11 protein-coding genes are annotated in these 14636 nt (G+C 37.8%); 3 read left to right on the top strand and 8 right to left on the bottom strand.

The genetic code is table 11. The annotated features are described in order from the left end of the window. Positions 1 to 6: 6 nt before the first annotated feature. The 3 genes from prmA to ACTHOQ_RS02205 all read left to right on the top strand — a co-directional run bounded on the left by prmA (position 7) and on the right by ACTHOQ_RS02205 (position 2450). Entirely contained in the window at positions 7 to 945 is a 939-nt protein-coding gene (gene prmA / locus ACTHOQ_RS02215) for a 50S ribosomal protein L11 methyltransferase (protein WP_440494034.1), read from the top strand. A 66-nt stretch (positions 946 to 1011) separates the two neighbouring features. Beyond that, positions 1012 to 1755 carry a 16S rRNA (uracil(1498)-N(3))-methyltransferase gene (locus ACTHOQ_RS02210; RefSeq protein ID WP_440494033.1) on the top strand — a complete coding sequence of 248 codons (744 nt, stop codon included), beginning with the start codon at positions 1012 to 1014 and terminating at the stop codon, positions 1753 to 1755. Positions 1756 to 1835: 80 nt separating this feature from the next. Then, a complete protein-coding gene (locus tag ACTHOQ_RS02205; RefSeq protein WP_440494032.1) occupies positions 1836 to 2450 on the top strand; it encodes a PH domain-containing protein in 615 nt (204 codons plus the stop codon). Between the two features lie 49 nt (positions 2451 to 2499). On the opposite strand, the gene ACTHOQ_RS02200 is transcribed toward ACTHOQ_RS02205, so the two are convergent. The 8 genes from ACTHOQ_RS02200 to ACTHOQ_RS02165 are packed head-to-tail and all read right to left on the bottom strand — an operon-like array spanning position 2500 to position 14609. Then, complete coding sequence (locus ACTHOQ_RS02200; RefSeq protein WP_440494031.1) at positions 2500 to 3180, bottom strand: DUF4956 domain-containing protein; 681 nt, start codon at positions 3178 to 3180, stop codon at positions 2500 to 2502. Between the two features lie 13 nt (positions 3181 to 3193). Continuing rightward, positions 3194 to 3901 carry a polyphosphate polymerase domain-containing protein gene (locus ACTHOQ_RS02195; RefSeq protein WP_440494030.1) on the bottom strand — a complete coding sequence of 236 codons (708 nt, stop codon included), beginning with the start codon at positions 3899 to 3901 and terminating at the stop codon, positions 3194 to 3196. Next, on the bottom strand, positions 3898 to 7014 hold the full coding sequence (gene pelG / locus ACTHOQ_RS02190; RefSeq protein ID WP_440494029.1) for an exopolysaccharide Pel transporter PelG: 3117 nt from the start codon (positions 7012 to 7014) through the stop codon (positions 3898 to 3900). The genes ACTHOQ_RS02195 and pelG overlap by 4 nt, the downstream gene beginning before the upstream one ends. Then, positions 6963 to 8432, bottom strand: a complete 1470-nt coding sequence (gene pelF / locus ACTHOQ_RS02185; protein ID WP_440494028.1) for a GT4 family glycosyltransferase PelF — start codon at positions 8430 to 8432, stop codon at positions 6963 to 6965. Before pelF ends, pelG begins: the two co-directional genes overlap by 52 nt. Positions 8433 to 8443: 11 nt before the next feature. Next, positions 8444 to 10255 (bottom strand): DUF2194 domain-containing protein, encoded by a 1812-nt coding sequence (locus tag ACTHOQ_RS02180; RefSeq protein ID WP_440494027.1) that lies wholly within the window; start codon positions 10253 to 10255, stop codon positions 8444 to 8446. Continuing rightward, positions 10236 to 11147: a hypothetical protein gene (locus ACTHOQ_RS02175; protein WP_440494026.1), complete on the bottom strand. Its 912-nt coding sequence runs from the start codon at positions 11145 to 11147 to the stop codon at positions 10236 to 10238. The genes ACTHOQ_RS02180 and ACTHOQ_RS02175 overlap by 20 nt, the downstream gene beginning before the upstream one ends. Continuing rightward, positions 11144 to 13330: an NAD-dependent epimerase/dehydratase family protein gene (locus ACTHOQ_RS02170; protein ID WP_440494025.1), complete on the bottom strand. Its 2187-nt coding sequence runs from the start codon at positions 13328 to 13330 to the stop codon at positions 11144 to 11146. Before ACTHOQ_RS02170 ends, ACTHOQ_RS02175 begins: the two co-directional genes overlap by 4 nt. A 34-nt stretch (positions 13331 to 13364) precedes the next feature. Next, entirely contained in the window at positions 13365 to 14609 is a 1245-nt protein-coding gene (locus tag ACTHOQ_RS02165; protein WP_440494024.1) for a right-handed parallel beta-helix repeat-containing protein, read from the bottom strand. Between the last annotated feature and the right edge of the window lie 27 nt (positions 14610 to 14636).

The following is a 14636-nucleotide window of genomic DNA, read 5'->3' as shown; positions in this document are numbered from 1 at the left end:
TTGCAGGTGAAATGGACAGAGCTTTCGATTTTAACGACGCATGAGGCCGTTGATGCAGTGACGAACATTTTGCACGAAGCCGGTGCAAGTGGTGTTGTAATTGAAGATTCAAGGGAATTAGACAAAGAGAGAATCGATAAATTCGGTGAAATTTATGCACTGAATCCAGAAGATTTCCCAAAAACAGGTGTCATTGTGAAAGCATATTTATCGGCTTCAAGTTTTTTAGCGGAGACAATCGAAGAAATTAAGCTTGCAATCGCAAATCTTGTAAACTTTAATATTAATATTGGTGAAAACATATTAACGATGTGTGAAGTCGATGAGGAAGATTGGTCAACGGCTTGGAAGCAATATTACCACCCTGTCAAAATTTCCGAACGTTTTACAATTGTGCCGACATGGGAAGACTATACCCCAGTTTCGACAGACGAATTAATTATTGAATTGGATCCGGGAATGGCATTCGGGACAGGGACACATCCTACGACAGTAATGTGTTTACAAGCGCTCGAAAAGGTTGTGCAACAAGGAAGCACTGTAGTGGATGTAGGTACCGGGTCTGGCGTATTATCGATCGGAGCTGCGATGCTAGGAGCAAAAAATGTTCATGCATTGGATTTGGACGATGTGGCAGTTACAGCGGCCCGTGAAAATGTCGAATTAAATAAAATGGATCATATTGTAGAAGTGTTCCATGGCAATTTATTGGATACTGTAAAAGAACCGGCTGACATTGTCGTAGCGAATATTTTAGCTGAAATTATTATGTCGTTTACCGATGATGCATTTTCAATCGTAAAACCGGGTGGCGTATATGTCACATCGGGAATTATTGGCGCGAAGAAAGACGATGTCAAAGAATCACTGGAAAAATCCGGATTCATGATTGAGGAAGTACTAATGATGGAAGACTGGGTAGCGATTATTTCACGCCGTCCATAATGGAATTTTTAAAACAACAGCTGTTTTCGTGCAGCTGTTGTTTTTGTATAACGAGGAGCGGACATAATGCAAAGATATTTTGTTGAAACAATTGGAAATGACGAAAACGAATTTATCATTACAGGAGAAAATGCGCGTCATATTAGTAAAGTAATGCGCATGGCAGCTGGAGAAGAAATTATCGTTGTTTATAAAAACATCGCGAATATTTGTGAGATTATGGCGATTGATCAAGAAGTGCTCGTTAAAAAAACAGGTAAGTCCATCCCTTCGCCGGAAATGCCGATCAAAATAGATATCGCATGTGGTTTACCAAAAGCGGATAAATTAGAGCTCATCGCCCAAAAAGCTACAGAGTTAGGTATGCATGCATTAATCCCATTTGCAGCAGAGCGCTCTATCGTTAAGTGGGATGACAAGAAAGCGAAAAAAAATCAGGAACGTCTTCAAAAAATCGCACAGGAAGCTGCTGAGCAATCTCATCGAACACATGTCCCGCAAGTTGTATTACCAATTAGCTTTAAACAGCTTGTCCAAACATTTGTTGGCTATGACGAGATTTATATTGCAGATGAAGAAGATGCCAAGCTTGATAATCGGACAAGCTTTAAACAAAAACTCCAATTATTGAATAAGGGAAAAGAGCTTCGCATTTTATGCATTTTTGGTCCGGAGGGTGGAATTTCACGTCAAGAATCTGCTGTACTTCTTGAGGCAGGCGCGCAAACAATGTCGCTCGGTCCTCGTATATTGCGGGCTGAAACGGCGCCGCTCTATGCACTAGCTGCGATTTCCTATGAATTTGAATGAATTCAGCAATATAAGCGGATTTTTGAAACTTTTAAATTAAACATACGTATTACAAGTATTCAATTAAAGGAGGCACAACAATGTTCAAGAAATTTGCTTCGGATGCTTTAGGTTTATCCGATATTGGTGTAGTTATATCAAGGGAGGATTTTGATAAGACTGATTCCGATGATTTTATTTTCAATGAAATCGACGAGAAGATTTATTTTTTAATAAAAACAAAAGCGGATGAATATTGCTTTACAAACTATGCATTGATTCACGTAGATGGGGCAAATGCGATTAGTAAAAAACGTATGCTGCGTCGTTATGATTACGAGCATTATGCGATTGATGAAGTGTTATTGGAAACAGCAGGTACGATTGATTTAGATGTAGAGATTAAATTTGTAATCGGCAATCTTCCATTAACTATCGATATCCATAAAAAGCATTTAGCCGAAATTAAAGATTTATACAAAGCGCTCCATGCTATTTCTTTAGAGCAAAAGGCGAATACGTTCTATATGGATGCGGCAAAACAGAGCTTGAATTTAGCGGCTTCAGCTATCGGCCGTACAGGTGTTGATGGCGTGTCTCCGGCTGAAGCGTTTAAAGAAATTACGGCATTCTCGCAAAGCTGGCTAGCTGATCAAAAGAAAGCATTTGCGAAAAAAGATTTCGGCGATGTTTTTGAGAAATATATTAATAACTAATACAAAAAAATGGTGTATGGAAAATGCAACTTTCCATACACCATTTTTCTTACTGCGCATAATCGCCTGTATAATTTACGAGCGAACAAGCGTGGACACCTTCAATCCCATCAATTAAATTAACGAAATATGTATTGTCATCCACTAATCTGATTTCCACTGTCATTTCGATTAGACCACTACGAACAGATTTCGATTTTAGTTTTGTATTCAATTTTGCCAGCACTTGCTTTATTTCGTCATGAGCTTCCTGATTGTAATGAATGACAAGCAAATATGTTTCCCCGCGAATTTTCTTTTTGGAAAGCCATGCGATTGTAGCCCCGAATGCGGCTGAACCGATAAGAGCTAAAGGATACATACCGGCACCTATGGCGATACCGGCCGAAATCGCCCAAAACATATAAACGATATCAAGAGGGTCTTTCACAGCAGTACGGAACCGCACAATACTGAGTGCGCCTACCATCCCTAAAGACAGGACGATATTTGTGCTGATCGTCATGATGATAACGGTCGTAATCATCGTCATTAAAACAAATGAAACATTATAATTATAGCTATATACAACGCCACGGAAGCATGTTTTATAGACGAAATAAATAAACATTCCAATCGCGAAAGAGCATAAAAGACCGAGTATTATTTCAAAATATGAAACAGATGCAAAAGATTCGAGTGAAAGTGCACTCTTTTTAATGATATCCTGGAAATTTAACGGTTCATTCATAAAAAAATTCCCCTTACTTAAAGTATTGAAGTGTTCGTTCTCTACATAAAACATATTTTGATATAGAAGAGCGAACAAAACGTTCTGGTTGAACGAGTTGACGTATATTATCAGGTAAAAACTTATCGAATTTCACTTCAAGCACAAGCTGTTCCGGATATAATATATTTTCATAAGTGAGACGGTCATTAAATAAATCAATACCGTTGATGCCAGCTTTTAATTCTTTATCAAATGTCACCCGAACATTCCCTAATTCATATGTGTAAGCTGCACGAATGTAATCGACAATGACACGCGGTTTAAATAAACGATATTGTAGGGCATGATAAAAGTCGCGTACTAATGGTTCCTGTCTTTGCAATAGGCACTCATACTGACCGAGCAAAATAGCATCATATTCCTGTCTAGAAATTCGTACAGATTCTTTTGCGATAAAGTCGCCAAATTTACTTTTACGTTCTAAATTTATAATTTTATCAGACTTGTTATATATGCGAATTCTATATTTTTCCCGCCCAAAAATCCCGTCATTTTTATCATAAAGCGCATGGTCATACACACTGTCAAAATAAAGACTCCGAATATTGTAGCCATTCTCATCGACGGAATGTTTGTCCATTTTCATAATTGTGGAAATGCGGGAACGAAGGGACGGCATTTCTAAATAGTTGATATAATATTTCATTTCATGTCTGAATTTTTTGTCTTGGAAATTCACTCTGTCACCTCGATTTCAATAACGCCAAAGTAGTTTAAGTCATTATCACGGTCCCGGTGTAAATCGAATGAGCCATGTTTGTTGCCGTGCTCATCCTCAACAGTAACTTTTAAATAATAAGTCCCTTTCGGCAATCTTTCAGTCCGTATTTCCGTTTCGCGTATTTTTTCGACTTTTTTAACTACATCAAGCATGTCCGGATCTCTTGCGACAACAGCTGTGTAGTAGACGATATCTCCTTGCAAATCAAAGGATGGATCCCAAGAGAATATATGCTCATTGTTTTGCAATATGGCTTTGTCTGATTGGTAAAACGGCTTTGGTTTTTCTAAATCCGCATAATAGCGTTCCAACGCCAGACGTGGTGTATCGATAATTTCCTGCAATTCTTGCTCGAAATCTGTGTAATGATAAGGCAAATACTGAATATCCGGATAACGTGTAATGTGCTTGTAAGGGATATTTTTATATTTTTCAAGCTGTGCTGTCACGGTTTGTTCGTTTATATAGTTTTCATATAAATACTCGATTTTCTCTGTAAGTTTATCGACGTTTTCCTGCTGTCTAAAATAGCGGTTTAATAATTTATTGCCCCAGAAATTACTGATCCCGGAACGATACGGATGGAATGTGACCGTTTTACGCCCTACGTTCCAGCCATCATCATAATCCCACGGCAAAATAAGCCATTTGTTAATATTAAGGGGAGAATAGATGAAAAAGTTATTGGCATCTGTATCCATATTATCCATGAGAATATTGATGGCTACCCATGTAAGCAAATTCTCCTCGTCAAAATGGTGATCGATTACATCATTGATCGGGATTTCGTTTGTATTCACATCATTTAGCATTTGGATAAGCTTATCATGTTCCTCGCGCCCTTTAATTTCCAAAATTGTTTCAAATGCTTCTTTATTATATGCTGGATCTGTATGTGATTTAATTTGATCCGGATAACGGAAAAATTCGAAAAATGTCACTTTATATAAAAAACCGTTCGGGTCGAATAAGTGATTTCGCAAAAACTTTTTGTTCGGCTGCTCGACATGTGTATACAAACCGTAATCCTCATAAGTATTGGAGCCGCTTGTCAAATCTTTCACGTATAAATGCACAAATTGTGTGCGCAGGCTTGAAATATTCGGGATTTGCTCCATTAGATCGAAGCTTAGCTTGTTTCGCAAACGACTCCCATCAGCAATATGTTTATTTAAGTTAATCGTCGTTTGATCGTTCCACGTGCCAGCACTTTCAAGCAAATTGATTTTGTATGATTTTTGCGGTTGGTTACGTGAAGAGTTCCCCCGCAAGCTAATTTTGGCATTTGCTGTCGTCGCATCCGCCCCGAACATTCCGATTTTAGGACCTGCTCCATCGGGTGAACCTTCTGATAAAATGATTTTTAAATTATCTTCGCTGAAACGTTCGACAATACGATTCAAACCATACCAATCTAACTCTGGTTTATTAGAGTCAGGAAGAATTGTAATATAGAAGGTTTTGATTGAACCATCTTCATCACGCTCGTAAATGCGTTTATCATCAATAGAAATCATATCGGAAATGCTCGTATTCGGCGTAGCATTATTCTGCACAATATTTGAATTATCGCTCGTTGTTGAATCTGCTTCATCTGAACAGCCGACTAGTAAAATACTTAACATAAAAACAGAAAAGATAGCGGATTTTTTTAAAATACGTTTTCCGGATTTAACTGGAGTTCCAATCGTTATCATAGGCTGCGGGCAATACGTATAGTAGTCGATGTTTCTCAATATATGCATTAATCGTGCAAACACAATGCATAACCCGATAAATGAAGCTAAAAACATACCCATGCCATTTAAGTTTAGCTTCATTGTGATAAAGGTTAATGCAGCACTTAGTACAATGAAAGCTCCAGACAATAGTAAAATCCCCTTTCGATCATCGAAGTACATTAAAATATGAAGGAGTACAAACATTAAAATAAAGAAAAAATAAGCTAAACAAAGTGTTATAAATATATCGATCTGATCCATCGTAAAGCCGATTCTCGGTAAAAACAATAAACCTAACGCAATCGATAGCGTGGAAAATAAAAGCTGAATCTCCGCCAAAAAGCCAATGCGGTGTACGAGCGTTTTTTGCATTTTCCTTTTTGCTGATTGGAGACTTTCAAACGTGCCTCCATCTGTAACATTTTTGTAGTAATTTAAAAAACGTTCGTAAAAATCGGTTTCGATAATTACGACAAAAAAGATCAATGAAGGCAATACCGATAAATATGCATAAAATACTGGGACATCATAAAATGGCGCCAATAAAAAATGTCCGGAGATTTCCATGTTTTTATCCGAAAACAGCCAATAAACAATATTATGAATATATACACCTGAATAAACAAAGAGCCCGCTGAAGAAAATTGTCGGATATTGCTTAACGACTGCCATAAATGCAAAATAATCTTTCTTATGGCCAGATGGAAATACTTGCTCGAAATGCAAAGACGATAATATTAAAATACTTGCAAAGCCAATGACCATGCTTGCCAATGCGATAATAACAGGATCAAGTGATGTATATTGGAACAATAAAAAGCTGGCAATTATCGTTAAAATTACAGCAAGCGCAAAGCTCCGGAAAATACGTTTATAGTCTTTTAAAGCTGACATGAATACATTTTGCATCCAAATAACGACGAGTTCGATAAAGTATAAATAAGCAACAATTTTATAGTGAAAGCTCGCCTCTATGAAATATAAAAAAACGAAGGCTATAATCGCTGCGATAGGAAGTATGATCAGCAGGCTTCCGTAATATGCATTGATCACTTCATCATATTGCTTTTCATAGATTCTGTCAGCAATGTATCTTGTTACGAGAATGGACAGCCCTGATGTAATAATAATGGAAAATACAAAGCAATAGGCGAGTGTTGCGACGAACAATTCTTTTTGCAAATACGAAACACCGTGCTGATCCATTAAATATTGCTGCACAAAAACAAGGATTAAACATAAAATCATCGGTCCAATCGTCGTCATTGTCGAATAGGCATATGCTTGAATATTGTTGACTAGCCCTTCTTTACGATAGAGCTTGCGTAGTTCGAACCCGATACCTGCCATTTTTCTGCACCTCCTAGTTTTGCATACAGTTCCTTGTATCCATCAATGAATGCAGAACGTTTGTATAAGTGGCTTACACGGTTGAAGCCATTTTGCCCCATTACTTTACGCAATTGATGATCCTCGCATAATTTTAATACATAGCTCGCCATTTCCTCGTAATGCTGCATTACCGGGACAACAAAGCCTGCCGGTCCATAAAGATCATCTCGTCCTTCTATTAGCTCACGGCAGCCTCCAACATTTGTGCAGACGAATGGCTTCGCACAGGCAAACCCTTCTAAAATAGCTAAAGGCTGGCCTTCACTGATGCTTGATAATAGTAAAATATCGAGATTGCCTAAATAATCCTTAATTTGAACCATGCCTGTAAAGCGGATATTCCGAATGCCCAACGCTTCTGCAAGCTGAATGCATTCATCATAATATTCCGAGTCTTCTTCGGCTGGCCCCATTATAAATAATTCAGCAGTAGGGAGTTTTTGCTCCACTAAGGCGAACATTTGAATCATCATTTTAATATCTTTAATCGGAACGACCCGGACAATGGCACCAATGCGAATGCGATCTTCTGGTAATGTACGGACTACATTTGCGTAGTCACTGACTTCAATGCCATTTGGGATGATGCGGATTTTTTGCTCATCGCAGCCTAGCTCTATTTCAATTTCTTTATTGCGGCCAAATAATGTAATCACTTCGTCTGATAAACTGTAAATAGAGCTTGATAATGTATAGAAATAGTTGATCCATAAATCTTTAAAATAGCCTTTCACCCAGTTCGCTTTAATAATTTCCTCTTCACGTTCGCGCGAGTATATACCATGCTCGGTTAATAGCAACGGTTTTTTGTGCACGACCTTCGCAAGTGCCCCGACGACACCTGCATAGCCTGTTGAAACCGCATGATACAAATCCGCCTCTGGTATTTCTCCGCGGATAATTAAAAATAACGGCAAAATCATGGAGCTGACCGTCCAAAATAGCTCTGTATATGGCACTTGGGAATATTTTGTTTTGGCCAAATACTGAATTATATCGTAATAGTCTTTACTCGATAAAAATTCTCCAACGTTTTGAAACTGTTTGCTGCGAATTAATTGAAAGAGGTTTTCCCAATTGACGTTTTCATCACCGCTCACTAATGCGTACAAATCCTTCTTTTGGGAAGGGGAGAGGTTATACCGTTTTCCCCATTTTGCTTGTTCTTCCAAATGTGCATCCAAAAAAACTTCATGGACACGTACTAGATTTGGCGGTAACGTATATTTAAATTTACCTTGCTGCTTGCGTTGTGCGGCAATCGCAAAAATGACGAATTCCGTATCGGGCATCGATGTCATTAACGTGTGGATCCAGCTGGATACACCGCCTGCAACATAAGGGTACGAGCCTTCCGCGATTAAACATACTCTCATTTTCTCATCCTTCATTTAAATATAATTTCAAATTGTGCATCATGTGCAGAAACTAAATACACATCGTCGTCTATTCTTTCGTAAGAACAGTTTTTAGTTTGCTTAATCGCTTTTTCCGTACGTAATATAAAATCATGAACGATATTGAAATGTTCGATCGAGCCTAAAATGTTTTTTTCTGTTTGCTCAAAGTGAACATGCGAATTTAGCGTATTTGCCACTTTTAAAGCGGCATTTGTTGCGGTTGTCGCCTCAAGCCAGTGGTATCGGGTATGCACATCTTTCATAAAATGCTCAAATTCCTCATACATGCTCGCCCACCCGCCTTTACTACGGTCCTCGCTAATAACATCGTCCGGATGGATAAAATGCGAGAAAAAGCCATGGCCTGTGACAGCATTCGCAATCTCCCATTCGCTCGTTACAGAGGGGAAGTAGCCGGAAGAAATCCGAGGCATTTCAACAATTGAATCTTCCGCCACATTAAACTCCTGTATGTACGAGCGTTCCGTAAGGTCTTCTGAATATAATGACCCAATCGTAATTAAATCGGGCAGTGCCTCCTTAAGTATGGAGCGGCCTTCTGCTGATAAAACATTTGATGGCGGTACATAGGAAGTGACGGTATATTTAGGAAATGCTTTGTTTGTATAGCTTTTAAGCTCGATTAATGAAGCTTTCATATGGTCGGCGGATTGCCATGCATTATATCCGAAAGACTTCGATATTTTTTCGTCAAGCGTCAACGATTGATGATTATAGCCATGATAGCCAAGTTCTCCGCCGCTATTAATAAGCTCCCGTCCAAAACCGATTAAATATGTCAGTTCTATATCCATTGAATTATCGAATGGCGGGGTTACTTTATCTTCATATGATTCAATTAAAGCACCCGTATATACGATATTGTAATTGGTTGCCGCTTGAATCATATTCGGCCACCAAATATTTCGGTAAAATGATGGCAAATCTTGTTTGTACTCATTGTAAATAATTTTATTTCTTCCTTTTGCAATTGGTGCAGGGAAATCGTCGATATAAAATGTTTTGGCATTGAAAATAGGGTAGATAAATGGCTCGTCCTGTAAGCTAAGCATTCCGGCAATGAGGCCCCGGGAATATTTCTCTGCAGCAATATTCATATTTAATGCAATAAATGCCCCCTCGCCATACTTGCTTTTCCAAAGTAAAGGCAACCCAGCCTGGTTGACGATATTCGGCTGGATCGAATTTTCGAGCGTTACATTCAGACTGCTATCATTCAAGTCGGTTTCCCAGAATGTTTTTTCGTTTGCGCCAATTAATACATTCGAAGTCATGACAATTTTCTTTGTATCGGCAAATCCGAAAAAGTCTATAATTCCAAAATGGCGATATATGGATATGAAATGACTATTAGGCTCTAAAGTTGTCATCGAAAATAAATTCCCGCCATTGGATACGAATTTTTCTATTTCCTCGACAGTGCCGATAGATCGTAAATCGGAAGTTGCCAGTAAAATATTTGGACAGCTGTATAAATCCACTTTACCTAGCGAGACATCAAACGTTTTATATGGCTTCTGCAAATAGTTCAATGTCATTTCGATATTGTTTTTAAGCTTCGTAAATGGCTCGTTGTATACAATACAGTAAGCGGGGTTGCTGATTGATTGCGCTTTTTTTTCTGTCGGCATAAGTAAATCCTTGTCGGCTGTAAATTCCAAGTCATTTTTCACCGTATTTAAAATGGCTTCAGAACGGGACAAATGCAAAACGATGCCGCTCACTAATATGAGCGCAATAATTAAAATTGTTTTTCTGTTATTCAGAAAGACCTTCATGTGACTCAAACACCCCAGACCAGTATCGTACGTAATTTAAAGCTTCATTGGAAAGCGTTATAGGAGAAGCTTTTAACAGCTGTAATTCTTGCTGCAGCTTGTCGGCAGCAAAAGTTTCAAAAAAAATTTTCATCGCGGTTAAATAGGCTTGTTCGGAGTTTGGAAACCGTTCTTTAAAAGCCATTGCAGTTTGCTCTGCAGCGATCGTGTCCTGAATCGCAAGCTCCATATGAATTTTTTCGATGAATGCATCTTCAGCAGCAGCGTCATTCTCAATAATTTTTTGCAATATTTCAATATACGTCACTTGATATTTTTTTGTTGATTGGGCATCCAAAAATCCGCTTCTTAAATATTCTTTAATAATATCTCCGTATGCCTGTGCAATTTCTGTATTTTGCGGATTTTTACTATATTCAACAGCCAGTTTTTGCATTAAGTTTGTCAGCTCGCGTTTTACCTCGACAACGGCTGTTACAGCATAATGAGATGTTTCTGTATCGTCATTTGTGACAGCGGTCTTTAAAACATCGATAAATTTCATCGCATCTTCTTTTAATACATCAATCAAAATTTTTCGACGTGTAGCATAATCATTCACTAATAAAGCTTCTTCAATGGATACAACGTTCAATTCTTCATCACGCTCAATCTTGCTTTCAGATTTTAAAAGTTCGATATGAATGTCTCCTGACTGCTCCGTTAAATATTGGGCAAAGAAATGCGCATCTTTTTTTAGCCATTTTCTTGGCCAAATAGAAGGGAGGAGCCACCCGATAATTGGAATAAATGAAACGACACATATTTTGAAATACGATGCTTTCCAATCGCCTTTATTTAAAATCAGCAAAACAATGGCTGATATTACGATATATATAAGATAATAGATCATAATTGGTTCACCTTTTCGTCCACATCCAAATAATAGCCCGCATTCTCAAAACGTTCTAAAATAAATGGCAGGTCACTATTTTTAGTATTTGAAAGTAAAATATAAAGATGATTATTTTCAAAACCTAAATAATCCGTTTCCCGCAGCATTTTTGAGATGTTTTCAGAAGTTTCTTCAAGCAGCTCGACAGCTATACGATATGTTAATAATACGTATGGCATATTGTAAGTTTTTTTTGCATCTTCCTTCGCTTCAAGAATCTCTTTGAACTTGTCGATTTTTAAAATGGACGTATTCTCGATATAGCGTTGATCCTCCGAAACTTTTATGAACTCCAAGGCTCTGGATAAGGATGACTGTACAAGCTCTTTTACTACAACAAATAAATTTTCATGATAGCGCGAAAAGCTTTCAAAAGGCAAGCTGTTAATCATAATAATGGCGCGCAGTTCGTTGTTGTAAAAAATAGGAGCGGCCATCAATGGGGCATTTACCGCCAATGTCCGATTAATAAAAGGCTTTCCTGTTTGTATAATTTGCTGAACGAAAGCCGTGTCATCCACTTTTATTGAAGTTTGGGAAGCTCCATCTTTTGAAAAATCCGAATTAGCCACAAGCCGCAAAAAGGAATGGTATTTATTGAATACATAGATGGATACATCATCACAGCGCATAATTTTCTCGACGACTTTTACGGTGTTCGAAAAAACTATTTCAGGCTCCAAATCATCCAATTCTTTAATAACGGAATGAATTTTTCCGAAACTATCCTCGTTATTCTTAACCCGGAATTGCAGTTCGTTTTTCACATCCCGAACCTCAGCGTGGATATCCTCCAAAAAGCGATATCGTTTTTCGAGATCATCCAGCTGTTCGCTTTGCTCCTGAATTTTGTTGTTTTTACGTTGTACGGAATAACCGACAATTAGTCCAATAAATAAAAAAACCGCAATCTGGAAAAGGAAAGTCGTATCATATAATAAAGATACGAGCTCCCGGCCGCGTATAATATAATCATACACAAGCAATATAAACGAAAGCGCGACACCCAGGAATGCTTGCGTATTTCCGTATATTGAACCAATCGTCATGATATAGAAAACGCCAAATAAGAATACAGAAATGATAGGCAGATTCAATTGAAGCATAATAATGCTCAGTACAATAAACAGTGCGATGTTTTCTACATATGGCTTAACTATTTTCCAGTTGGATGGAAGAATAGTTGCATTCTTTTTTTTCACTTTATTCATTTCAGCTGTTTTTTTCTTGAAATCGTTTACTGCCCATTCATAAGTTTTTTTAAGCCCATCTTCAAAACTATGGAGAGGGGACCAGTCGAGCACTTCTTTTATCCTCGTATTATTTAATGAGGAGTGGTAAATGTCACCTTCCCGGAAGGGGCCGTATGTCACAGCTGTCCCAGGATGAAATGACGTTAATAGATCCGTAATATGATGAATGCTCGTCTGACTATTCGTCGATAAATTGTAAGTGCCTGTCACAAATGATTGCGAAGCTCTAAAAATGGCGAACGCCACATCTTTTACGTAAATAAAATCACGTGTTTGGTTACCATCTCCATGAATTACCAAAGGTTCGTTCTTCAAAATTTTCGATGTGAAAATTGATACAACCCCACCCTCGCCTTCATTCGTTTGCCGCGGGCCGTAAACATTCGAAAAGCGGAGGCAAATAACATCCAGAGAATGCTGCTCGCCCCATGCAGTACAATATTGTTCGCCGATCCATTTACTCATGCCGTATGGGGAAATCGGTTTTGCGTTTTCCGTTTCAAGCAGCGGAATGCCGGGATTATTTCCATAGATTGCTGCAGATGAAGCGAAAATAAACTTTTTCACCTGATGCTGCCCCGCCAGCTGCAGCATATTCAACAAGCCGACAATATTTGATTGGGCATCATTTACCGGGTTTAAAATAGAATTTGTAACGCTTACTTGGGCAGCCAGATGTACAACAATATCAAAGCTGTACGATTTAAATATTTCCTTACACTTCACATCATCAATGGAAAGTATAGTGGATTTATGCTTAAATGATATATTTTCTGCTTTTCCTGTTGATAAATCATCGAGGATGTGTACTTCATAGCCTTCTTTATAAAATTGTTCCGCTACATGAGAACCGATGAATCCATATCCACCTGTTATGAGAACTCTCATCATAGATTCCTCCTAGAAGTATTTACTGAGGGAATTATTTTAAGCAACTTGCAAGTGATAGCTGAACCTTTTCATTAAAAGAGGCGACTTTCAACTTCGATTTGCTGACATTATTAATATTTTTTGAAAAACGACACATACTATATGTATTGTTTTGCAAAGTTAATTGTTCAATATTTTGCTGTAAAGTAATTTCATAATAGCCCTTTTTGTTTGTATCATTTGCGATAAAGCGGTTGTTTTTAACATTAATTTCCTTCGAGCCGCCATTATCTATATTCGAGCCTCCGATTACAATTCCTGCTTTTTCATTATGTTTGATTGTATTTCCTTCAATTGTAATATTGCTCGTTTGTCTGTTTCTGTTTTCGCTTGAAACCGAAATGCCGAAATTATTATTTGCTACGAAATTATTCATGATTTTCACATTCTTACCGCCATCGATATAAATGCCGGGGGCGGAATCTTTTCCATTATAGGAGGGATTCTTTTTGGATGAATGATTTGTTACGCGATTATTGGAAATTATGCCATTTCGTGCTTGGTCAATACAGCCCGATTCTGTACATGCATCGTAAAAACCTGCGATATCAATTCCAATATTATTGTTATTGTACAAATGATTTCGATCGATTAAAAAGTTTGTAATATTGCCGCTTAATGTTAATGATTCACTGCTTCCAAGTTTTAAATCGTATAAATGATTTTTGCGGATTTTAATATTTTGAATTGGTGCTGGATCGTTGCCGTATACTAAAATGCCATGCGCATTGCCGTCTTCATTGAAGTTGGCGATATTATGGATTCGATTGTTCGATAATTGAATATTTTTGCTTTTCCCTCTTATTAAAATACCCGCAGGATAAAAGTCGTCATCATCTGTTGTAATATTTCTTATTTCGAAGCCTTGAATATGAATATTTTCACTATCGCGAATAGAAAATGCAGCCCGTGCTGAATCATCTTCATCGCGTTTACTTCCATCAATAATCACTTTTTCTTTGTTGAACGGTTGGATTGTTAGTACGTGATCAGATGACGTCGTGAAGTTGTCGAATGCAATAAGTTCATAATAAGTTCCTTGACGTACAAAAATCGTATCGCCATGCGAGCTGCTATTCACTGCATGCTGGATCGTTTTGAACGGATTTTGCAAATCACCATTGTGGTGGTCATCGCCATTAGGGGAAACGTACAGAGTGTTTGCAGCAAAGGATTTTCCGCTAAATAAAAAAGCGAATAAAATAGAACATACCAAAACTAATGATTTAATCTTCATCTCTATTCCTCTTTTCAATATAAAGTG

Source organism: Solibacillus silvestris (assembly GCF_051967575.1).
In the GTDB taxonomy this organism is placed as follows: domain Bacteria; phylum Bacillota; class Bacilli; order Bacillales_A; family Planococcaceae; genus Solibacillus; species Solibacillus silvestris_B.
This window is presented reverse-complemented; position numbering and strand designations above follow the sequence as displayed.